A 20,731-nucleotide genomic window follows, 5' to 3' on the forward strand; every position below is an offset into this window, starting at 1 on the left:
CGATCACCCGTCAACTGCATACCATCACCCGAATCACCCGCAAAACGGATAATGACCCGATCCAACTGACGCGTTTCCTTGGCCGGAGCGGACTCACGCTGGCCGTCGACGGGTTCTGGCCCGTCCTGGCTCGGTGCGGCCGAACCGGCCTGCTCGGCGTTTTCGGCCTGCTCGGCCGTGCTGTTGACCTGGCTGGTCACTGCTTCGGACCTCCTTCGAGGCGGCGGCTCGCGACGGGCTGGTTGGCGCCGGGAGTAATTCCCGGAGCCCAGGCGATGCCAATGGGTCGTCCCTCGCCCATCGTACGGGGGTAAGGGTCACCTTCCCCGGGCTGGATCACATGGTGGACGGCGGCACAGCTCATATGTATGGAGGGATTTGCCATGACTTGTCCACCCCCGATGTCCATTTCCGGGTCGGCGGGGGCATCGCGATAGTGGTGCTCCCCGCCGGACTTTTGTTGTACGACTTGCTCGGTCGACCGGCGTGTATTCCGGTGCGTCGAGCCGATCGCGGGACGCGCGGAGTCGCGTTGGTTCTCCGGGCGTCAGGACTTGAGATAGGTGAGTACGGCCAGCACGCGGCGGTGATCTCCGTCGCTCGGCGAGAGGCCCAGTTTCAGGAAGATATTGCTGACGTGTTTCTCCACCGCGCCGTCACTGACGACGAGCTGGCGGGCAACGGCGGAATTCGTGCGGCCCTCGGCCATGAGTCCTAGGACTTCCCGTTCGCGCGGGGTGAGGCCGGCCAGCACGTCCTGTTTGCGACTGCGGCCCAGGAGCTGGGCGACCACCTCGGGGTCGAGCGCCGTGCCTCCCTGGGCCACCCGCACCACCGCGTCGGCGAACTCCCGCACCTCGGCCACCCGGTCCTTGAGGAGATACCCCACCCCGCGACTGCTGCCGGCCAGCAATTCCGTGGCGTACTGCTCCTCGACGTACTGCGACAGCACCAGCACGCCCAGGTCAGGGTGGTCGCGGCGGAGCTGCACGGCCGCGCGTACGCCCTCGTCGGTGTGTGTCGGCGGCATTCGCACGTCCGCCACCACCACGTCCGGCAACGCGCCGTCGGCGGCCAGCCGCGCCACCGCCTTCAGCAGCGCCTCCGCGTCACCCACCCCCGCGACGACGTCGTGCCCGCGGTCGGTCAGGAGCCGGGTCAGGCCCTCCCGAAGCAGTACCGAATCTTCGGCGATGACCACCCGCACCCTTGCCTCCACAATGTTCCAGCCCCCCGACGTCGACACCTTGGGCACAGCATCTCAGCAATCGGTCCCGGAGCGGTGGGCTCCGGGACCGATTGCCGAGATGTAGGGGGACGTTTCCCCACCGGATGACCAGGGGTGAGAGGTGGCCTGGGGGACGGGTGGGTTCACGCCACGCGCCGGAGGGGGCGACAAGGGGGAGGAGGTCGCGCTGTTACGGGGCAGCCGGAGGTTTGACCGGCGCCGTCCGCCGGGCGGGGTCAGCCACGCCAGGGCAGTTCGGCCGTGACCGTCGTCGGCCCACCCACGGGGGAGTCCACGACCAGCAGCCCGTCCACCGCGTCCAGCCGCTCCGCCAGTCCGGCCAGACCGGAACCCGACGAGGTGTCGGCGCCGCCCCTGCCGTCGTCGCTGACCTGCAGCATCAGCCGGTGGTCGGTTCGCCAGACATCGACCCCAGCGGTGCGGGCCTGGCTGTGCTTGCTGATGTTCTGGAGCAGTTCGGAGACCGTGAAGTAGGCGATGCCCTCGATGGCCGGGGCCGGCCGCGCCGTGAGGTCCACGACCACCTTCACCGGCACGGTGCAGCGGGCGGCGAGGGCGGAGAGTGCGGGGCCTAGGCCGCGGTCGGTGAGGATGGCGGGGTGGATGCCGCGGGCGAGGTCGCGGAGTTCTTGGAGGGCGATTTTTACTTCGCCGTGTGCTTCGTCGACCATTTTGGCGGCGGCTTCGGGGTCTTCGGTGAGTTTTTCCTTGGCCATGCCGAGGTCCATGGCCAGGGCGACCAGTCGTGCTTGGGCGCCGTCGTGGAGGTCGCGTTCGATGCGGCGTAGGTCGGCGGCGGCGGTGTCCACCACCACCCCACGATCCGACTCCAACTCGGTGACCCGGTTCGCGAGCTGTGAGGGGCCCAGCAGCCCGGAGACCATCAGCCGGTCGACGTACGCCATGCCACGGATCAGCCACGGGGCGGTCAGGACGAACGCGGCGCCGACGGCACAGGTGAGCGCCAGCTCGAAGGGCGTGTTGAGGTAGAAGCCGTGGTCCTCGCTGCCCCAGAGCTGTAGACCCGGGTCGTCGGTGTAACGGGGGAAGACCCAGCGCCACAGGGGGTAGGTCAGCAGGCCCCAGCCGTTCATGGTGACGACCACGGTGATGACGAATGTGCACACCGACCACGGCAGCAACAGCACGGCGTAGAGCAGCTGTCGCCAGGAGTCGCCGTTCTTGAGCATCGCTCCCATCCAGGCGAACGGCCCGGACTTGGCGCCCCGGCGTAGCACCGGCGCGGGACCGGCCACGTCGTGGCGCAACAGGAGCCGGGCGCGCGCCCGCTCGAACACGCCGAACCCGCGCACGCCCAGGAGCATCAGGGCGAGGACCGGCACGCCGAGGAAGGTGACGAGCAGCCCGACGCCGAGCGAGAACATCGTGATCGCGTACGTGAAGGACATGACGGCTATGGGCAGGTTCAGGACGAGGTAGCACAGCTCGCGCCAGGTGCGGGCCTCGAACGGGGCGCGCAGCCCCGCGGGCAACCGGTGGCTGCGCAGCTCGGCGCTGTGCCGATCAGATCCGTATGCGGTGGCCATCACTTCGTCCGTCCTTCGGTCCATCGTCCACGCCGCCATGTGCGGCGCGGAGGGCGGCTCGCCCTGAGCTACCTCAAGGCTGGCGGACGGGACCCGCCCCGGCCATGGAGGTCGTCGCCCTCTTCGGGAGGGGGTTTTCCCTACCCCCTCGGTGGGGCCACGGCACCCGACCGTAATCCCACGGCCCCGCCGACCGTACGAGAGGCGCCCCACGCGCCCGCGCCCGCCCCGGCCACGCGGGTACGCCCACCGCACCCCGAACCGCGCGGTCCCGCCCACCCGCGCCGGCGCGTACGCCAGGCACGCGGCGGTGGGTACGGCCGCGCGGGCACGCGCCGGAGCACGGCACCCGGCCGCGCCGCGCCGTAGGGACGCGGGGGCAACGCCAGGATGGGGCGAGGGCGGGACGCGCCGCGCCGCGCGCCGGGGGCGTCAGGCGCGGTCGCGCCAGGGGAGTTCGGCGGTGATCGTCGTCGGCCCGTCGGGCGGTGAGTCGATGACGAACAGGCCGTCGACCGAGCCGAGTCGCTCCGCGAGCCCGGCCAGGCCGCCGCCGCTGGTGTCGGCCCCGCCCACACCGTTGTCCCACACCTGGAGCAGCAGCCGGTGCTCGGTGCGCCACAGCTCGACGGTCGCCGCCCGGGCCTGGCTGTGCTTGCTGATGTTCTGGAGCAGTTCGGAGACCGTGAAGTACGCGATGCCCTCGATCGCCGGAGCTGGCCGCTCGTGGAGATCGACGGAGATGGTGGCGGGGACGGTGCAGCGGGCGGCGAGGGCGGAGAGTGCGGGGCCTAGGCCGCGGTCGGTGAGGATGGCGGGGTGGATGCCGCGGGCGAGGTCGCGGAGTTCTTGGAGGGCGATTTTTACTTCGCCGTGTGCTTCGTCGACCATTTTGGCGGCGGCTTCGGGGTCTTCGGTGAGTTTTTCCTTGGCCATGCCGAGGTCCATGGCCAGGGCGACCAGTCGTGCTTGGGCGCCGTCGTGGAGGTCGCGTTCGATGCGGCGTAGGTCGGCGGCGGCGGTGTCCACTACCACCCCACGATCCGACTCCAACTCGGCGATACGCCGTTCCAGCTCGTCGGAGGGGGAGAGCAGGCCACGCACCATCGCCCGGTCCCCGTGGCTGAGTCCGCGCGCGATCCAGGGCAGTACCGGCCAGGCGACGAACAGGCCCACCAGCGTGAGGGTGAACGTCAGCACGGCCCACGGCAGGCGAATGAACAGGTAGAGCGTGTGTCGCCAGCCGACCGTGTCCTTGAGGCTGGTCCACAACCAGGAGAGGAAACCGCCGTGCGCGCGGTGTCGCAGCCGGCTCGGCTTGTCCACGTGGACGCCGAGCAGCCGCCGGGCGCGCGCCCGCTCGAACTTGCCGATCTGGCGGCTGCCGAGCAGCCCGAGCGCCAGCATCGGCAGCCCGATGACGGTGACCGACAGGGCGAGGCCGGCGAACACCCAGCTGGACACGTAGACGAAGCCGAAGATCCCCACGGGCAGGTTCGTCAGCAGGTGCGCGATCTCGCGCCAGGTCGCCGCCGGGAACGCGAAGGCGGGCGGGCGTGGCAACGATGGCTCGGCGCTCTCGGCCCCGCTCGTCACACCGCTCATGGTGTCGCCCCCCGGACTCGACGTGGAATGGCCGCGAGGAGCGGCACGGTCACCCGTCCGGCTATCGGGGCCGGCATTGCGGAACGTGGCACCGGCCACATTCACGGGAGAATCAGCCGCAGGTCTGGCGCTCATACCCCAAGCCTGCCGGGCCAGGTCGCCAGAACGCCATGGGGAACGCTGGTACGACAAGCTGAGGATAACCCCACCCCTGTGGACAAGCTGGCCATCGGGTCGCGCGCAGGGCCTAGACTCCCGTGCGTATGGATCGCCAGTGCCGCATATCTGCGGAAAGTGGCGGTGAGCTGGGCGGCAAGCAATCCACCAAGCAGGAATGCGGCAGAGGGAGCGAGGGACGGACGTGACGTATGTGACGGACGTGCCGGGGACGGTGATCACGCCCGTCGCCGGGTCTCCAGGCCATACCGACGGTTCCGTCGCCGACACCCCCGTGCGGCTGGCCGCGGCGTACTTCGACAGCTACTCGACCGTTGGTCTGCTCGCGGTCGTCGGCGTCCTCTTCGTGACCGTCGCCTTCGTGGGCGGCCGGTTGCTGCGCCCCGTGGTGCCGACGCCGGAGAAGCTGCTCGCCTACGAGTGCGGCGTCGACCCGGTAGGCGAGGGCTGGGCCCACACCCAGGTCCGCTACTACGTGTACGCCTTCCTGTACGTGATCTTCGCGGTGGACTCGATCTTTCTCTTCCCCTGGGCGACCGTCTTCGCCGAACCCGGCTTCGGCGGCACCACCCTGGTCGAGATGTTCGTCTTCCTCGGCTTCCTGACCGTCGGCCTGTTGTACGCATGGAAGAAGGGCGTCCTCGAATGGACGTGACCCCCCGGGCGACCCCCGTGGACCTCCCCGCGCCCACGTTCGCGCGGCCCGCCAGTGGCACGAGTCGGCTCGGCCCGCTGGCCCGACTCGCACCCGAACCGATGAAGGTCATCCTCAACTGGGGCCGCCGTTACAGCCTCTGGGTCTTCAACTTCGGGCTGGCCTGCTGCGCGATCGAGTTCATCGCCGCGTCGATGGCCCGACACGACTTCATCCGGCTTGGCGTGATCCCCTTCGCGCCCGGACCGCGCCAGGCCGACCTCATGCTCGTCTCCGGCACGGTCACGGACAAGATGGCGCCGGCCATCAAGCGGCTGTACGAGCAGATGCCCGAGCCCAAGTACGTGATCTCCTTCGGCGCCTGCTCCAACTGCGGTGGCCCGTACTGGGACTCGTACTCCGTCACCAAGGGCGTCGACCAGATCATCCCCGTCGACGTGTACGTGCCCGGCTGCCCGCCCCGCCCCGAGGCGCTCCTGCAGGGCATCCTCAAGCTCCAGGAGAAGATCGCCAGCGAGTCCCTGGCGGGCCGCTACCCGCACGGGCCCGTGCCGTCCCCCTCCGCCGACGCGTTGCGCAGCGCGCTGGTCCCGGCGCCGGAGCCGTCGAAGCCGGCCGGGGAGGACGCCCGATGAGCACGCCCGACGACCCCGGCCGCCCCCCGGGCGCGGCCGGCGCCGCCGACGCCGCCGGCGCGGTGGGCCCGCCGGCCGACGGGAGCGAAGCGGCCCGGCCCGCCGCCGAAGCGCCGCGGCCGACGCCGCCGGTGGGTTGGCTGCCGGACTCCGCCGACGTGCTCTTCGGGGCCGGCGCGCGGGCCGAGGAGACGTACGAGCTGTTGACCGTCGACGTGCCCGCCGAGTCCTGGATCTCCGCCCTGCTCGCCGCCCGCACCACGCTGGGCTGCACGTACTTCGACTGGTTGAGCGCGGTGGACGAGCCGGGCACGGGCCTGCGTGTCGCCGCGCACGTGGCCGCCCTGCCGGACGCCGAGGACGTGGCCCGAGCCGAGCGCGGGGCGCACTCCACAGCCGACCCACAGGCCGAGCCCGTGCGGCTGCGACGGCTGTTGGTCCGGACGACCGTCCCGCACGACGCCGCCGTCCTGGCCAGCGCCGTCGACGTCTACCCGGGCGCTGAATGGCACGAGCGCGAGACCCACGAGATGTTCGGCATCGACTTCACCGACCACCCGGGCCTGACGCCGCTGCTGCTGCCCGACGGGTTCGAGGGCCACCCGCTGCGCAAGGACTTCGTGTTGGCTGCACGGGTCGCGAAGGCGTGGCCCGGCGCCAAGGAGCCGGGGGAGTCCGACCACGGTGGGCCCAAGCGACGGCAGATGCTGCCGCCCGGCGTGCCCGACCCCAACGACTGGGGCCCGCTCAAGGGCCAGCTCCCGCCCCCGCCCGCGCGCCCGGCGCGCGGTGCCCGCGCGGCCGGTGCGGGAGGTGACCGCCCGGTGCGGCGTTCTCGCTCGGTGAGCGCCGGTTCGGCCAGCCAACAGGCCGGGACCGACGCTTCGGCAGCCGAGGCCGCCCCGACCCGGGAGGCCCCGGCCCGCCCACCCCGGCGCACCCGTAGCGCGGGCGCCGGCTCGGCGAGCCAGCGCGACGCGAGCCAGGCAGGCACCGACGCGCCCGAGGGTGCGGCCCGCCCCGCCCGCAGCTCCCCCGACGCCCCCTGGCACGACCCCCGGCCGGCAACCGACAAGCCGTCGGCAAGCGGGGATCGTCCGGCGGAGCCGACCTCGGCGGAGCCCACCCCGGCCGAGTCGACCTCGGACGCCGCGCCGGTGACGGCCGCCCCGTCCCGTACGGACGCCGCGCCCGCCTTGCCCGCCCCTCCCGCTCAGGACCTCTCGGACACCACGAGCCCGGAGGCTTCACCCGCGGCGCCAGCCGCGCCCGCTTCCGCCGCGACCGGCACAGCGGCGCAGGCTCCGACACCGACCCCCTCCGCGACGGACGCCGGGCCAGGGGACGCGCGGTCGGCGGCCCCGACGGCCGAGACCGAGCCTCGACCGGAGCCCGCGCGGCGGCCCGCCGCCGGGCGGCGGCCCGGCGCACCGCCCGGGCCCGCCTCCGGGTCCGAGCCCGCCTCCGAGTCCGAGGCAGCCGCCGCGTCGCAGGCCACGGCGGGGCAGGAGCCCGCCCCCGAGCAGAAGGCCCGGCCGGGCGACACGACGGCGCCCCGGGCCGAACCCGAGGCCCGGCCCGAGACCCGGCCCGAGGCCGTGGACGACGGTGGGCGGACCGACGGAGGCGACGCGTGAACGACACCCTCGACGTCGCGCTGCGACTCCTCGCCGTCTTCGCGGTCTTCCTGGTGCTTCCCCTGGTCGTCGGCCAGACCGAGCACAAGGTCATGGCCCACATGCAGGGCCGCCTCGGCCCGATGTACGCCGGTGGCTTCCACGGCTGGGCCCAGCTCGTCGCGGACGGCGTGAAGTTCGCGCAGAAGGAGGACGTCGTACCGGCGGACGCCGACCGACGCGTCTTCCAACTCGCGCCCGCCGTCGCGCTGCTGCCCTACCTGCTGGTCCTCGTCGCCATCCCGATCGGCCCCGACAACGCGGTCGGCGAGGTCATCGACGCGGGCATCTTCTTCGTCCTCGCGGTGATGGGGGTCGGCGTGCTGGGCTCCCTCATGGCGGGCTGGGCGTCGGCCAACAAGTTCTCCCTCCTGGGTGGCCTGCGCACCGCCGCCCAGCTCCTGGCCTACGAGCTGCCCATGCTGCTCACCGCCGCCTCCGTGGCGATGGCCGCCGGCACCGTCTCGCTGCCCGGCATGCTCGACGCCTTCGAGTGGTGGTGGGTGCCGTGGCAGATCGTGGGCGGTGTGGTGTTCTTCGTCGCCGGCCTGGCCGAGCTGCAACGACCGCCCTTCGACGCCCCGGTGGCCGACTCCGAGATCATCTTCGGCGCGTACACGGAGTACACCGGACTCCGCTTTGCGCTGTTCCTGCTCGCCGAGTACGCCGGCATCGTCGTGCTCTCCGCGCTCACGGCCGTGCTCTTCCTCGGCGGCTGGCACGGGCCCTTCCCCGACGGGCTCGGCTGGCTGTGGATGCTGCTCAAGACGCTGGCTCTGGCGTTCGTCGTGATCTGGCTCCGGGCGACCTATCCGCGACTGCGCGAGGACCAGTTGCAAAAGCTCGCCTGGACCGTCCTCATCCCGCTCGCGCTGGCCCAGATCGCCCTGACCGGCGTCGTGAAGGTAGTGATCTCCTGATGGCACTGGACAACCTGCCGCAGAAGAAGTCCGGCTGGCCCGGCTCCGGGCTGGCCAAGGGGCTGGCTGTCACGCTGCGCACGATGACCCGCAAGACGCACACCGCGCAGTACCCCGACGCACTGCCCGAGCTGCCTCCGCGCAGCCGGGGCGTGATCGGGCTGTTCGAGGAGAACTGCACGGTCTGCATGCTCTGCGCGCGCGAGTGCCCCGACTGGTGCATCTACATCGACTCCCACAAGGAGACGGTGCCCGCCGCGACCCCCGGCGGCCGGGAGCGCAGCCAGAACGTGCTCGACCGCTTCGCCATCGACTTCGCCCTGTGCATGTACTGCGGCATCTGCATCGAGGTCTGCCCCTTCGACGCGCTGTTCTGGTCGCCGGAGTTCGAGTACGCCGAGACCGACATCCGTGAGCTGACCCACGAGCGGGACAAGCTCCGCGAGTGGATGTGGACCGTGCCCGCGCCGCCCGCCCTCGACCCCGGCGCGGAGGAGCCCAAGGAGATCGCCGCCGCCCGCAAGACGGCCGACAAGCTCGCCGCCGTCGCTGCCGCGGCCGACTCGGCCGCGCCAGCCGCGCCGAGCGAGCCGGGTACGCCCGGCGCGGGTGGCGCCGCGCAGGAGGGGCCCGGCGCGTCCGGCGCCCCGGGCGAAGGGGCGCCCTCATGACGCTCGCCGCTGGCCAGGGCTTTCTCTCGCCCACCGGAGTCGAGATCGCCTTCCTCCTCGTCGGCGTCGTGACGCTCGGCGCGGCCGTCATCACCGTCACCACCAAGCAGCTCGTGCACGCGGCGCTGTGGCTCGTGGTGGCGCTCGGCGGCCTCGCGGTGGAGTACCTCCTGCTCACGGCGGAGTTCATCGCCTGGGTGCAGGTGCTGATCTACGTCGGCTCCGTGGTGGTTCTGCTGCTGTTCGGGTTGATGCTCACCAAGGCGCCCATCGGGCGCTCGCCGGACGCCGACTCGGGCAACCGGTGGGCCGCCCTCGCGGTGGCGGTCGCCGCCGCGGGCGCTCTGGTGTGGGTGGTCGTGGACGCCTTCCGCTCCACCTGGATCGACCTGGACACACCGGCGGCCGGGGAGGGCGGGGCCGGCTCGACGCGGGTGACCGGCGAGTTCCTCTTCCGCCACTGGGTGCTGCCCTTCGAGGCGCTGTCCGTCCTGCTGCTCGCGGCACTGGTCGGCGCCATCGTGCTCTCCCGCAAGGACCGCGAGGACCGGGTGACCGGCGGCGGCCAGGGCGGCGCCGCGGGTCGCGCATCCCGCACCGGCGGCGCGGGCCCGGCACGGCTCAGCGGCCGATCCGGCCGCCGCCCCGCGACCGGCACCGGCACCACCGACGGGGGCGCCGCCGAGCGCGCTCCCAGGGAGGGCACCAGCTGATGCACCTCGTCTACCCCGCCGTGCTCGCCGCCCTGCTCTTCTGCGTCGGCCTCTACGGCGTGCTCGCCCGGCGCAACGCGATCCTGGTCCTGATGTCCGTCGAGCTCATGCTCAACGCCGTCAACCTCAACCTCGTCGCCTTCGACGTCTGGCTCCGCGACACCCTGCACGCGGGCCAGGCGCTCACCCTGTTCACCATCGCCGTCGCCGCCGCCGAGATCGGCATCGGCCTCTCCATCGTGCTGCTCGTGTACCGCAACCGTGGCACCTCCGACGTCGACAGACTCCGCGACCTCGCCGACGTCCCCACCGCCGACAGCGCGCCAGCCACCCCCGACAGTGCCGCCGACCTCGCCGATGGCAAGCGTCTGACCAGCGGAGAGGCCGCCGCGTGACGACCACGACCACCGCCGCCCTCGTCCCCCTGCTGCCCTTCCTGGGCGCCGTCGCGGGGTTGCTCTGTGGCCGCCGTGCCCCCGGGTTCGTCCGGCCGCTGGCCGTGCTGCCCACGCTCGCCGCCGCCGTGCTCGCCGTCGTCGTCGCCGTCCGCCAGGGCGGCGAGACACCGGTCGACGCGGCCACCAAGCTCACCGACACCGGCTCGATCCCGATCACCCTCGCCCTGCACGTCGACGGCTTCGCCGCCCTCGTCGCCATCCTGGTCGCGGTCGTCGCCACCTGCGTCCAGAGCTACTCCGTCGGCTACCTGCGCGAGGACCCGCGCTACCCCTCGTACGCCGCGCTCGTCTCGCTCTTCACCTCCGCGATGCTGCTCGTCGTCTACTCCGACGACCTGATCGTGCTGCTCGTCGGCTGGGAGGTCATGGGCATCTGCTCGTACTTCCTGGTCGGGCACTACTGGGAGACGGCCGCCGCGCGCTCGGCCTCGCTCAAGGCGTTCCTGGTCACCAAGCTCGGCGACGTGCCGTTCCTGATCGGCGTCTTCGCGCTCGCCGCCGACACCGGGACGTTCCGGATCAGCGAGATCTACGCCGGGCTCACCGCCGGCGGCCCCGGCCAGTCCGGCAGCGGCTTCGAGCTCGACCACCCCACCGTCATCGCGCTGCTGCTGCTCGCCGGCGTCGCGGGCAAGTCAGCCCAGTTCCCGCTGCACACCTGGCTGCCGGACGCGATGGCCGGCCCGACCCCGGTCTCCGCGCTCATCCACGCCGCGACGATGGTGGCGGCCGGCGTCTACTTCATCGCCCGACTGCTGCCCGTCTTCGCCGCGTCCGCCGCCGCGCTGGCCACCCTCGCCGTCATGGCCGCGATCACCATGGTGGGCTCCGCGCTCGCCGCGCTCGCCCAGGACGACATCAAACGGGTCCTGGCCTACTCGACCGTCGGCCAGCTCGGGTACATGACCGGCGCGCTGGCCGTCGGCGACCGCGGTGCCGCCGTCTTCCACCTGATGACGCACGGCGCGTTCAAGGCCCTGCTCTTCCTGGGGGCCGGCGTCATCATCCACGCCGCAGGCACCAACTCGCTGGCCGCCATGTCCCGGATGAGCGGCCTCGCCCGACGCATTCCCGACGCGTACTGGACGATGAGCGTGGCCCTGCTCGCGCTCGCGGCGATCCCGCCGTTCGCCGGCTTCTTCTCCAAGGAGGCCGTGCTGGGCGCGGCCGAGTCCGTCGCCACCGGACACGGCGCCACCGAGTCCGCGTACGACGTGCCCGGCGCCGTCGGTTGGGTCGTGCTGATCGCCGGCCTGGTCACGGCCCTGCTCACAGCGGGGTACGCGACCCGGCTGTGGCTTCTGGCCTTCCGTGGCAGCGGCCCGGAGGCCCCCGACCACGGCAGGCAGCCGCTGGTCATGAACGTCGTGCTGTGGGTCCTGTTCGTGCCGGCCGCCGGCCTCGGGGTGGCCACCGGCCACCTCCCGAGCTGGTTCGACGACCACTCGCTCGACCCGACCCTCACCACCTCCGTACTCGGCACCGGCTTCGCCCTGGTCGGCGGTCTGATGACGTACGCGACCTGGCGGCACACCACCGCACTCGGCGACCGGCCCCCGCTCGGCGCCGTCGCCGCGCACCCGCGAGCCGAGCCCGCCGTGTCCGAGATCGAGGCCATCGCCAGCCACGAACCGGCCTACGGCAGCATCGCCACGGCGCCCGACCCGGCCGACCCGGGCCGGCTGCTGCTCGGCCCGCTGCACCGGCACGCGGCGGTCGGCTTCCACCTGGACGCGGTGTACGCGGCGGTGTTCGTCCGCCCCGTGCGGGCCGCCGCCCGCCTCGTCCGCTTCCTCGACCGCGAGGTCGTCGAGACGTACGTCAAGGGCGCCTCCGCCGCGCCCGGCCTGCTCGGCGCGGCCGTACGCAGGACGCAGACCGGCAACGTGCAGACGTACCTGAGCGCGTTGCTGGCCGGTTCGCTGGTGCTCGTCGTCGCCGTCGTCGTCACCGCGACGGGAGGCTGACCCATGCCGCGCCCCCCGTACGCCCACCGCCCCGGGCCCGCCCACCGAACCCACCGCCAGGGGCCGACCCGCCGCACCCGGCCGGCCCCGCCCGGGCCGGTCACCGCGACGCACCCGGCCCTGGCGGCCGGCCGCCACCCCGAGGAGCCTTTGAGGTGAGTCAGAACGTGATGCAACTCCTCCTCGCGGCCATCGTCGTCCTTCCGCTGATCGGCGCGGTCGCCGCGCTGTTGCCCGCCCCGCCCGGACTGCGCGGGCGCGACCCGGAGCAGGCCGTACTGCGCCACGGCGTCACCGTCACCGGGCTGGTCCTGGCCCTGTCCATCGCCCTGGCGGTCGGCTTTGACCACGACCGCTCCGAGGCGATGCAGGCGACCACCGACATCCGGTGGATTCCGGCCCTGGACATCCGAATCCACCTGGGCGTCGACGGCATCTCGCTGCCGCTGCTGGTCATGACCACGCTGCTCACCTTCCTCTGCGCGCTCTACAGCTACTACCGCATGCCCGCGGGCCCCTCGCCGGCAGCGTTCGTGGCGCTGCTGCTCGTCCTGGAAGCCGGCACCCTCGCCACCTTCGCCGTCCTCGACCTGATCCTCTTCTTCCTCGCGTTCGAGATGGTGCTCATCCCGATGTACTTCCTGATCGCCCGCTGGGGCGGCCAGGAGAGCGCGGCGAGCCCCACCGCCACGGCGGCGACCGGCACGCCCCCGGCCACCCCGGCCGACGGCGCCCGCCCCGGCGCCGAGCGCGAGCGGGCCGCCTGGCGGTTCATCCTCTACACGCTGCTCGGCTCCGTCGTCATGCTGCTGGGCCTCCTGCTCATCGGACTCAAGGCCGGCACCTTCGACATGGTGGAGCTCGCCGCCGACCACGGGGCCGGGCTCAGCCACTCCACGCAGGTCATCGCCGTGCTCGCGATCGGCATCGGCCTCGCCGTGAAGGCGCCCATGTGGCCGCTGCACAGCTGGCTGCCCGACGCGCACACCGCCGCGCCCACCGTCGGCTCCGTCCTCCTGGCGGGTGTGCTGCTGAAGATGGGCACCTACGGCCTCGTGCGCATCGCGCTGCCGATGGCCCCCGACGGCGCCCACACCCTGGCCCCCTACCTCGCGGCGTTCGCCGTCGTCGGCATCCTCTACGGCTCGCTGGCCTGCCTCGCCCTGGCCCTGCCCGCATCCGGCGCGGGCGCGAGCGGGCCCGCCGCCGCGCTGACCCCCACCCGGCCCAAGGCCGACCTCAAGCGCCTGATCGCCTACTCCTCGGTCGGCCACATGGGCTTCGTCCTCCTCGGCATCGCCACCCTCACCCCCACCGGTGTCAACGGCGCGCTCTTCGCCAACATCGCCCACGGCCTCATCACCGGCCTGCTGTTCTTCCTGGTCGGCGGCCTGAAGGAGCGCTTCGGCAGTACCGACCTGGACCAGCTCGCAGGGGGCGCGCGGGCCTCGGGCGCCGCGCTGTACGGCAGGGCCCCGCGCCTGGGCGGGCTGCTGGCCTTCGGCGCCATCGCCTCCCTCGGCCTGCCCGGCCTCGCCGGCTTCTGGGGCGAGATGCTGGCCATGTTCGGCGCGTACGAACCGGCCGCCGGCCTCAGCCGCCCCGCCTACCTGACCTTCCTCGCGCTCGCCGGCCTCGGCACCCTGCTGACGGCCGCGTACCTGCTGATCGTGGTGCGACGGGTGTGCATGGGCGAGCACGACACGAGTGGCGGCGCTGTCGTCGCGGCCGGTGCCCCGGGTTCGGGCGGTGCGGTGCCCGCCGCCGTCGCGGCGGTCATCGGCGCGTCCGGCACACCGGACGGCACCGCTCCCGCCAGCCGTACGACCACGCCCGACGCCACCACGCCGACGCCCGCCGCGTCGGCCACCGACGCCACCGGGGGCCAGGCGCCCGCGAGCGCGCGCGGCGGTGACGCCATCCCCGATGTCCGAGGCCACGAACTCGCCGCCTGGACGCCGCTCGTCGTCCTCACCGTCCTCGCCGGGCTCTGGCCCGCGGCCCTGCTGGGGCTGACCGACCCGGCCGTGCAGCACCTCCTCGGAGGCGGGAGCTGATGAACACCACCGCCGCGAGCGCCGTCCAGTCCATCGACTGGCTGGCCATCGCCCCGCCCACCCTCACCGCCCTCGTCGGCCTCGTCGTGCTGGTCGCCGACCTGTTCCTGGCCGAACGGCACAAGCCGCTGCTCGGCTGGGTCGCGGTGGCCGGGCTCGCCGTCGCCGGGCTGTCCCTGCTGCCGCTGCGAGCCGGCGACAGGTCCACGTTCTGCCTGGTCTCCGACGGGGACGTGTGCAGCTACGTCGCCGACGACTTCACCGTCGCCATCCAGCTCCTGGTGCTCGGCGGGGCCCTGCTGACGGCCCTGCTGTCGCTGCACACCGTGACGGAGCAGAAGCTGCCGGCCGGCGAGTACTGGTTCCTACTGCTGTCCTCGGCGGCCGGCGCCGCGCTGCTGCCCGCCTCCCGCGACCTGGCCACGCTGGTCATCGCCCTGGAGGTCGCCTCCCTGCCCGCCTTCGCCCTCGTCGGCATGCGCCGGGACGACCGCCGCTCCTCCGAGGCGGCGCTCAAGTTCTTCCTCTCCTCCGTCGTCGCCACGGCGGTCACCCTGCTGGGCGTGAGCTTCGTCTACGCCACCACCGGCGGCATGCACGTCGCCACCGTCGCCGAGGGCCTCACCCAGGTCGACCCGCGACTGGAGACGCTCGCGCGGACGGGCGTGGCCCTCACCCTGATCGGCTTCGCCTTCAAGACGGCGGCCGTGCCCTTCCACTTCTGGGTCCCCGACACCTACGTCGGCGCCCCCCTGCCCATCGCCGCCTACCTCTCCGTCATCGGCAAGGCCGTCGGCTTCACCGGCCTGATCGTCGTGACCGTCCGCGCCTTCCCCTCGTACGCGGACGTGTGGGGCCCGGCGATCGCCGTACTCGCCGCGCTCACCATGACGGTGGGCAACGTGGCCGCCCTCCGGCAGCGCCCCGAGCACGCGCACAGCGCCGTACGCCTGCTGGCCTGGTCCTCCGTCGGTCAGGCCGGCTACCTGCTGGTCCCCATCGCGGCGGCCGGCTACGCCGACTCCACGGCCGACGCGGAGCACGCGATCGGCGCCACCGTCGCCTACGCGCTGATGTACGCCGCCGTCAACCTCGGGGCCTTCGCCGTCGTGGCGCTCGTCGCCCACACCACCCGGCGCGCCGACGACGGCACCGGCCACCGCCTGACCGACCACCGCGCCCTGTACGCCACCCACCCGCTGGCCGCCCTCGCGCTCGGCTTCCTCCTGCTGTGCCTGGCCGGACTGCCGCCGGGCGTCATCGGCCTGTTCGCCAAGGTCGCCGTCTTCTCCGCGGTGGTGGACGCGGGCCTTGGCTGGCTCGCCGTCGTGATGGCCGTCAACGTCGTGATCGCGCTGTACTACTACCTCCAGTGGACGGCGGCCCTCTTCCGCGCACCCGCCCCCACCGAGGCCCCGGCCCCCGCGAGCGGCCCCACCGCCGCGCCGGCCCGCCCGGCCACGCCGGCCGACCCACCGGGCGAGGCGGCCACGCCACCCGGCCCGGCCACGGACGCCACCACGACCGCGAGCCCGGCCGCCGGCGGGCTCGCGCTGCGAGCACCGGCCCCGGCCGACGGTCAGCCGCTCCCGACAGGGGCCACTCCGGATCGCGTACGCCCGCGCGTCCCGGCCACTCTGACCGCGACGGTCGTCCTGACCACCGCGATCGGCATCGCCCTGTCCGGCGCCCCGCAACTGGTGCTGCGCTTCGCGTCGGGCACGCTGTTCTAACCCGAGCGAGCCTCCCGGTGCCCTGACCCTTCCCCGAGCCTCAGCCTTCCCCGAGCCCGAGCCCGGAGGCGGCAGCGCGGCCGGGGTCCGGCCGGGCGAACCCCACATATCGGCCACCTCGCCGGGGCGTGACGGGCCTCACCCGCCACCCTGTCCCCGGGCCCCGTGTGCGCGAACCGAGCCGCTGGCAAGGAGCCCCCTTCGGCCATCAGGGCCCGCCTCCGCTTCCTCGACACACCCACGTGACCTGCACAGACGCTGGAACACCGGGAATCCCGTCCGTCGCCACGGGCGATCGCCGGGCCGTTCCGTCGGCCCTCGCGGGCACCGCGCCGGCCGGGTTCCGGCCGCCCGGCGCGGGGGAACTAGGCCCTCTCATCTCGCGTTGACCAGTGATGGAGGGTCCACTGGAAGCTGGAGAAACCGCGAGAGGTTCCCCCCTGCCGTACCACTTGGAGGGCGTACCGTGCACCGCCGGCACAATGGGCTCAAGACAGCCGTACTCCTCGGGGGACTGTCCGCACTCATCATCGTCATCGGTGGGATGTTCGGCCGCACGGGACTGGTCATCGCCGTCGTCGTCGCGCTCGGCACCAACGCGTACGCGTACTGGAACAGCGACAAACTCGCCCTGCGAGCGATGCGAGCCCGCCCGGTCAGCGAGTTCGAGGCGCCGGACCTCTACCGCATGGTCCGCGAGCTCTCCACGGCCGCGCGCCAGCCGATGCCCCGGCTGTACATCTCGCCGACCGAGGCCCCGAACGCCTTCGCCACCGGCCGCAACCCCCGCAACGCGGCCGTGTGCTGCACCGACGGCATCCTGCGCATACTGAACGAACGCGAGCTGCGCGGCGTCATCGGCCACGAGCTGAGCCACGTCTACAACCGCGACATCCTCATCTCCTCCATCGCGGGCGCCCTCGCGAGCGTGGTGATGTTCCTGGTGAACTTCGCCTGGCTGATCCCCATCGGCCGGTCCGACGACGACGACGGCCCCGGCTTCCTCGGCATGTTGCTGATCATGCTGCTGGGCCCGCTGGCCGCCTCCGTCATCCAGCTCGCGGTCAGCCGTTCACGCGAGTACGAGGCGGACGCGTCGGGCGCGCAGCTCACCGGCGACCCGCTGGCCCTCGCCGACGCCCTGCGCAAGCTGGACGCGGGCACGCGACAGCTTCCGCTGCCGCCGGAGCCGCGACTGGAAACGGCGAGCCACATGATGATCGCCAACCCCTTCCGCCCGGGTAGCGGCATGACCAAACTGTTCTCCACCCACCCACCCATGGCGGAACGCATCCGCCGCCTCGAAAAAATGGCGGGACACTAACCCGATGAAGACGATCCTGAATGTCATCTGGCTGGTCCTGTCCGGCTTCTGGCTGGCCTGCGCGTACGTCGTGGCGGGCCTCATCCTCTGCATCACGATCATCGGCATTCCCTTCGGCGTCGCCTCCTTCCGCATCGCCCGCTTCGCGCTGTGGCCCTTCGGCTACACCACCGTCGAGCGCCACGACGCCGGTGCGCCCTCCTGCGTCGGCAACGTGCTGTGGCTGCTCCTGGCCGGCTGGTGGCTGGCACTGAGCCACATCGTCACCGGGCTCCTGCTCTGCGTCTCGATCATCGGCATCCCGCTGGGCGTGGCCAACTTCAAGCTGATCCCGATCTCGCTGACCCCCCTGGGCCGTGACATCGTCCCCTCGGACCAGCCGTTCGCGGTGCGTTGAGCGGGCGACGCGGCAGGGGGCGGGGCGGGGCAACCGTGCCGTAGGCCCGCAGGACCAGGAGCCGTGGCGGTCCCCTGCCCAACCACCGGCGACCCTCGGCCGATGCCGATGCCGATGCCGATGCCGATGCCGGTTTCGCGCGGCCTGACGTCACCCGGCGTGGAGCGCCCCGCTGGGCAGGGAGGCGTACGTCGGGCCGGCTGTCACCGTGAGGCCAGGGAACGCACGTGGTGGTGCCGCCCCTCGGCGATCGCGAGCAGCTCGGCTCGCAGGCTCTCGCGGGTCCTCCCACGCGTCTTGACCGCGTGACAGTTCGGGCACAGGGCGACCATCCGCGAGGGGTGGTCGCGCCCGCCGGTGGATATGTCCTGGACGTGGTCGACCTCAAGGAGGGGTTGGCCGCTGTCCGTCACGTCCTCTGGCTGGCCGGAGCACCGCGGGTTCTCGCAGCGTCGGTGACTGCGGACGAGGACCGCCTCGCGGGCCCGTCGCGAACGCAGCGGCACCTTCGACCGGCGTGGCACGCGCTGTCCGTGCCGGGCCTCCTCGTCCTGGTCGACCAGCTGACACAACCGCTCGTACCGCGCGGCGATCAGCGCGTCGCGGGGGACCTCGTCCCGGTCGACGCCGGCCTCGGCCGCCCGCGTGGGCGGTACGGGCGGGAGGGGAGCCGCGGACCTGCCCGTGGGCGAGGGCGCGGACGGCTCCCGCTGGAGCCCGACATCGGCGAGCAGGGCCCCCACGCGCTCCACGGCTACGCCGTCGAAGTACGCGAGCAGGACGCGCACGCAGCGGGCGCGGTCCGAAGCCGAGCCACGCACCCTCGCGTACACGGCCGAGGACAGTCCCGTGCTCGGCTGGTGCGTGGCGAACCACGTCGCCAGCCCGCTGTCGCCGGGGGCGCTGGGAGCCGCGCCGGAGTGGTCGCGCATCACCCACAGGCCGGCGCGGTGCAAGGCCGCCGTGGGGTGGTCGGGGCGGGGAGGCTCGCCGCGCGCCCCGTGCCGGGACACCAGCCGCCCCACCTCCCGCTCGACGGTGCTCCAGGGGGCGAGCCGCTCATCGCCACGCTGGGCCCGCCCGATGGCCCACAGCAGCAGTATCGGCTGGTAGAGCGCAGGTCCGTGCGGAGTCGATCGCACGCGCAACTCGGCGATCGCGGCTTCGAACGTGCTGTACGCCCGCGCGGCCGGCTGCCCCGCACCGTCGGGCGCCTCCGCTGGCCCCGCTCCCCGTCCGGCCGGGGCGGGCACCTCCGCGTCGACCACGGTGAAGCCGAGCCGCCGCGGCAGCGACACGACGGTCGCCAGGCCACCGGAGAAGTCTTTCGGCGCCAACGCGGACCCTCCCGGCAGAAAGCCGTGCGCGGCGCCGACGATCGCCTTGGAGTCGTAGAGCCCGCCCTGGTACGAGAGCCGCAGCCGACGGGCCCGCCCGAACCCGTACGCGCGGAGGAAGACGTCCCGGCCCAGCCGGTCGCACTCCTCGATGGCGCGGAGCACCTCCGCGCGGGTGATCTCTCGTAAGGCCATGTACGCACCGTAGGCGACACCACTGACAACGCGGCCTGACCTGGGGCGCGGTACGCGTGCGAGGCGCGCCCGTCCCAACGCGGCCACCAGGGCGGGCGCGCGGCCGGCGCGGTCGCGGCCGCGCGTGAGGGCAGTGACGGGGGTCTGGGACGGCACCGGGTGCGGCCCGCCAGGGCCCCGGGCCCGAACGCGGGCGTCGAACGGTGCTCGCGGCGCCGTGCGCGCGCTCGGGCGCCGGGCTGTCGGGGGTCCCATCGACCGTCGACAACCCGGCGGCGGGAGCTACCGGTAGTTCACGAACTGCAGCGCGAAGTCGAGGTCCTTGCCCTTCAGGAGGGCCTGGACGGCCTGCAGGTCGTCGCGGCTCTTCGAGGAGACCCGCAGTTCCTCGCCCTGGACCTGCGCCTTGACGCCCTTGGGGCCCTCGTCGCGAATGATCTTGGCGACCTTCTTCGCGTTGTCCTGCGAGATCCCCTCCTGCAGCGAGGCGGAGATCCTCCACTCCTTGCCGGACGCCTGCGGCTCGCCCGCGTCCAGTGCCTTCAGCGAGATGCCGCGCTTGACCAGCTTCGTCTCGAAGATGTCGAGCACGGCCTTCACCCGCTCCTCGGCGTTGGCCCGCATCTCGATCTTCTCGCCCGACCAGGCGATCGAGGCGTCCACGCCCTTGAAGTCGTAGCGCTGCGCGATCTCCTTGGCGGCCTGGTTGAGGGCGTTGTCGACCTCCTGCCGCTCGACCTTCGAGACGATGTCGAAACTGGAGTCGGCCATGGTGAGTTGGCTCCTCGTACGTAGATCCGTCAGGGAAGCGGCCCAGCGGACCGCGCTGCCAGCCTAGCCACCTCGGTCGCACTCCAGCGGCGATCAACCCGGTGGCGGACCACCCCCTGGCATCGGGTATGGTTTACGTCGTTGCCAGGGAGCCCCAAGCAAGTGAGGCAAGGGGCGGAATTCCTGGCCACATCCCAGGCGGTGTGCCCGAGTGGCCAATGGGAGCGGACTGTAAATCCGTCGGCTTAGCCTACCCAGGTTCGAATCCTGGCGCCGCCACGCTATGGGAGACGGCCCTTGATCTGCGGAGACGCGGATCAGGGGCCGTTTTGTTGTGCCTGGGAAAGACGGCTCCCGGTGAGCGCTTCGGCCGAGGTGCCCCGCCCGCCGCATTCGTCCGCCGAACAGGGGTCGTCCCAAGCCCTGTGGGCACCCGTCGCATATGTGCGATCCGCGCCGGCCGTAAGCCGCCCGGAGGTATCGGGCCGGGCCAGGCCGCCCGCCGGAAAACATCCACACCCGCGATACCTGTGCCCTTCCCGGAAAGTAGGCGCCAGCTCGACGCGGCAGGCGCCACACGCTGCGCACGCGCCACGAACCGCCCGGCCACGTACTCCGTGGGGCCAGTGATCCGTTGCCGGGGT

17 protein-coding genes, 1 tRNA gene and 1 pseudogene are annotated in these 20,731 nt (G+C 72.7%); 13 read left to right on the forward strand and 6 right to left on the reverse strand.

The window, feature by feature from the left end; translation table 11 throughout:
* From ACFVFR_RS22550 to ACFVFR_RS22565, 4 genes and pseudogenes are all read right to left on the reverse strand, one after another.
* Positions 1 to 200 (reverse strand): annotated as a pseudogene (locus ACFVFR_RS22550) (2-oxoglutarate ferredoxin oxidoreductase subunit alpha); the annotation flags it as partial.
* Positions 201 to 547: 347 nt separating this feature from the next.
* Positions 548 to 1,207: a response regulator gene (locus ACFVFR_RS22555; RefSeq protein ID WP_383704492.1), complete on the reverse strand. Its 660-nt coding sequence runs from the start codon at positions 1,205 to 1,207 to the stop codon at positions 548 to 550.
* 257 nt (positions 1,208 to 1,464) lie between these two features.
* Positions 1,465 to 2,796, reverse strand: coding sequence for a sensor histidine kinase (locus ACFVFR_RS22560; RefSeq protein ID WP_383704494.1), 1,332 nt, complete (start codon positions 2,794 to 2,796; stop codon positions 1,465 to 1,467).
* Between the two features lie 432 nt (positions 2,797 to 3,228).
* Complete coding sequence (locus ACFVFR_RS22565) at positions 3,229 to 4,401, reverse strand: sensor histidine kinase (RefSeq protein ID WP_383704496.1); 1,173 nt, start codon at positions 4,399 to 4,401, stop codon at positions 3,229 to 3,231.
* Positions 4,402 to 4,735: 334 nt separating this feature from the next.
* Here ACFVFR_RS22565 and ACFVFR_RS22570 point away from each other — a divergent pair, with 334 nt between their 5' ends.
* The 12 genes from ACFVFR_RS22570 (at position 4,736) to ACFVFR_RS22625 (ending at position 17,784) form a co-directional block, all read left to right on the forward strand.
* The gene (locus ACFVFR_RS22570; protein ID WP_383704498.1) at positions 4,736 to 5,233 is read left to right on the forward strand and encodes an NADH-quinone oxidoreductase subunit A; all 498 of its coding nucleotides are present in this window, start codon (positions 4,736 to 4,738) and stop codon (positions 5,231 to 5,233) included.
* Positions 5,224 to 5,868, forward strand: coding sequence for an NADH-quinone oxidoreductase subunit B (locus ACFVFR_RS22575; RefSeq protein ID WP_383704500.1), 645 nt, complete (start codon positions 5,224 to 5,226; stop codon positions 5,866 to 5,868). Before ACFVFR_RS22570 ends, ACFVFR_RS22575 begins: the two co-directional genes overlap by 10 nt.
* Positions 5,865 to 7,505, forward strand: coding sequence for an NADH-quinone oxidoreductase subunit C (locus ACFVFR_RS22580; protein WP_383704502.1), 1,641 nt, complete (start codon positions 5,865 to 5,867; stop codon positions 7,503 to 7,505). The genes ACFVFR_RS22575 and ACFVFR_RS22580 overlap by 4 nt, the downstream gene beginning before the upstream one ends.
* Positions 7,502 to 8,464, forward strand: coding sequence for an NADH-quinone oxidoreductase subunit H (locus tag ACFVFR_RS22585; RefSeq protein ID WP_383704504.1), 963 nt, complete (start codon positions 7,502 to 7,504; stop codon positions 8,462 to 8,464). Before ACFVFR_RS22580 ends, ACFVFR_RS22585 begins: the two co-directional genes overlap by 4 nt.
* Complete coding sequence (locus ACFVFR_RS22590; protein WP_383704506.1) at positions 8,464 to 9,135, forward strand: NuoI/complex I 23 kDa subunit family protein; 672 nt, start codon at positions 8,464 to 8,466, stop codon at positions 9,133 to 9,135. Before ACFVFR_RS22585 ends, ACFVFR_RS22590 begins: the two co-directional genes overlap by 1 nt.
* Positions 9,132 to 9,848, forward strand: coding sequence for an NADH-quinone oxidoreductase subunit J (locus ACFVFR_RS22595; protein WP_383704508.1), 717 nt, complete (start codon positions 9,132 to 9,134; stop codon positions 9,846 to 9,848). The genes ACFVFR_RS22590 and ACFVFR_RS22595 overlap by 4 nt, the downstream gene beginning before the upstream one ends.
* Complete coding sequence (nuoK, locus tag ACFVFR_RS22600) at positions 9,848 to 10,243, forward strand: NADH-quinone oxidoreductase subunit NuoK (RefSeq protein WP_383704510.1); 396 nt, start codon at positions 9,848 to 9,850, stop codon at positions 10,241 to 10,243. The genes ACFVFR_RS22595 and nuoK overlap by 1 nt, the downstream gene beginning before the upstream one ends.
* Positions 10,240 to 12,273, forward strand: coding sequence for an NADH-quinone oxidoreductase subunit L (locus tag ACFVFR_RS22605; protein ID WP_383704512.1), 2,034 nt, complete (start codon positions 10,240 to 10,242; stop codon positions 12,271 to 12,273). The genes nuoK and ACFVFR_RS22605 overlap by 4 nt, the downstream gene beginning before the upstream one ends.
* Before the next feature lie 170 nt (positions 12,274 to 12,443).
* Complete coding sequence (locus tag ACFVFR_RS22610; protein ID WP_383704681.1) at positions 12,444 to 14,330, forward strand: NuoM family protein; 1,887 nt, start codon at positions 12,444 to 12,446, stop codon at positions 14,328 to 14,330.
* On the forward strand, positions 14,330 to 16,063 hold the full coding sequence (locus ACFVFR_RS22615; protein WP_383704514.1) for an NADH-quinone oxidoreductase subunit N: 1,734 nt from the start codon (positions 14,330 to 14,332) through the stop codon (positions 16,061 to 16,063). The genes ACFVFR_RS22610 and ACFVFR_RS22615 overlap by 1 nt, the downstream gene beginning before the upstream one ends.
* Before the next feature lie 466 nt (positions 16,064 to 16,529).
* Positions 16,530 to 17,387: a zinc metalloprotease HtpX gene (htpX, locus tag ACFVFR_RS22620; protein WP_383704516.1), complete on the forward strand. Its 858-nt coding sequence runs from the start codon at positions 16,530 to 16,532 to the stop codon at positions 17,385 to 17,387.
* 4 nt (positions 17,388 to 17,391) lie between these two features.
* On the forward strand, positions 17,392 to 17,784 hold the full coding sequence (locus ACFVFR_RS22625; RefSeq protein WP_383704518.1) for a YccF domain-containing protein: 393 nt from the start codon (positions 17,392 to 17,394) through the stop codon (positions 17,782 to 17,784).
* A 203-nt stretch (positions 17,785 to 17,987) separates the two neighbouring features.
* On the opposite strand, the gene ACFVFR_RS22630 is transcribed toward ACFVFR_RS22625, so the two are convergent.
* Together ACFVFR_RS22630 and ACFVFR_RS22635 are read right to left on the reverse strand one after the other, a co-directional pair.
* Positions 17,988 to 19,316: an HNH endonuclease gene (locus ACFVFR_RS22630; protein WP_383704520.1), complete on the reverse strand. Its 1,329-nt coding sequence runs from the start codon at positions 19,314 to 19,316 to the stop codon at positions 17,988 to 17,990.
* A gap of 282 nt (positions 19,317 to 19,598) precedes the next feature.
* Complete coding sequence (locus ACFVFR_RS22635; RefSeq protein WP_383704523.1) at positions 19,599 to 20,087, reverse strand: YajQ family cyclic di-GMP-binding protein; 489 nt, start codon at positions 20,085 to 20,087, stop codon at positions 19,599 to 19,601.
* Positions 20,088 to 20,284: 197 nt separating this feature from the next.
* Between ACFVFR_RS22635 and ACFVFR_RS22640 the strand changes: the two genes are divergently transcribed.
* Positions 20,285 to 20,366: transfer RNA gene (locus tag ACFVFR_RS22640), tRNA-Tyr, on the forward strand.
* The last annotated feature ends 365 nt before the right edge of the window (positions 20,367 to 20,731 follow it).

The sequence above is a fragment of the Streptomyces sp. NPDC057702 genome, from assembly GCF_042799315.1.
Taxonomy (GTDB): domain Bacteria; phylum Actinomycetota; class Actinomycetes; order Streptomycetales; family Streptomycetaceae; genus Streptomyces.

What these genes read in the sequence shown, in the direction of transcription:
- ACFVFR_RS22595 (WP_383704508.1), top strand. Translation starts at nt 9,132, where the DNA reads ATGACGCTCGCCGCTGGCCAGGGCTTTCTCTCGCCCACCGGAGTCGAG.
- nuoK (WP_383704510.1), top strand. Translation starts at nt 9,848, where the DNA reads ATGCACCTCGTCTACCCCGCCGTGCTCGCCGCCCTGCTCTTCTGCGTC.
- ACFVFR_RS22630 (WP_383704520.1), bottom strand. Translation starts at nt 19,316, where the DNA reads ATGGCCTTACGAGAGATCACCCGCGCGGAGGTGCTCCGCGCCATCGAG.
- ACFVFR_RS22610 (WP_383704681.1), top strand. Translation starts at nt 12,444, where the DNA reads ATGCAACTCCTCCTCGCGGCCATCGTCGTCCTTCCGCTGATCGGCGCG.
- ACFVFR_RS22560 (WP_383704494.1), bottom strand. Translation starts at nt 2,796, where the DNA reads ATGGCCACCGCATACGGATCTGATCGGCACAGCGCCGAGCTGCGCAGC.
- ACFVFR_RS22570 (WP_383704498.1), top strand. Translation starts at nt 4,736, where the DNA reads ATGCGGCAGAGGGAGCGAGGGACGGACGTGACGTATGTGACGGACGTG.
- ACFVFR_RS22625 (WP_383704518.1), top strand. Translation starts at nt 17,392, where the DNA reads ATGAAGACGATCCTGAATGTCATCTGGCTGGTCCTGTCCGGCTTCTGG.
- ACFVFR_RS22635 (WP_383704523.1), bottom strand. Translation starts at nt 20,087, where the DNA reads ATGGCCGACTCCAGTTTCGACATCGTCTCGAAGGTCGAGCGGCAGGAG.
- ACFVFR_RS22590 (WP_383704506.1), top strand. Translation starts at nt 8,464, where the DNA reads ATGGCACTGGACAACCTGCCGCAGAAGAAGTCCGGCTGGCCCGGCTCC.
- ACFVFR_RS22575 (WP_383704500.1), top strand. Translation starts at nt 5,224, where the DNA reads ATGGACGTGACCCCCCGGGCGACCCCCGTGGACCTCCCCGCGCCCACG.
- ACFVFR_RS22565 (WP_383704496.1), bottom strand. Translation starts at nt 4,401, where the DNA reads ATGAGCGGTGTGACGAGCGGGGCCGAGAGCGCCGAGCCATCGTTGCCA.
- ACFVFR_RS22615 (WP_383704514.1), top strand. Translation starts at nt 14,330, where the DNA reads ATGAACACCACCGCCGCGAGCGCCGTCCAGTCCATCGACTGGCTGGCC.
- ACFVFR_RS22580 (WP_383704502.1), top strand. Translation starts at nt 5,865, where the DNA reads ATGAGCACGCCCGACGACCCCGGCCGCCCCCCGGGCGCGGCCGGCGCC.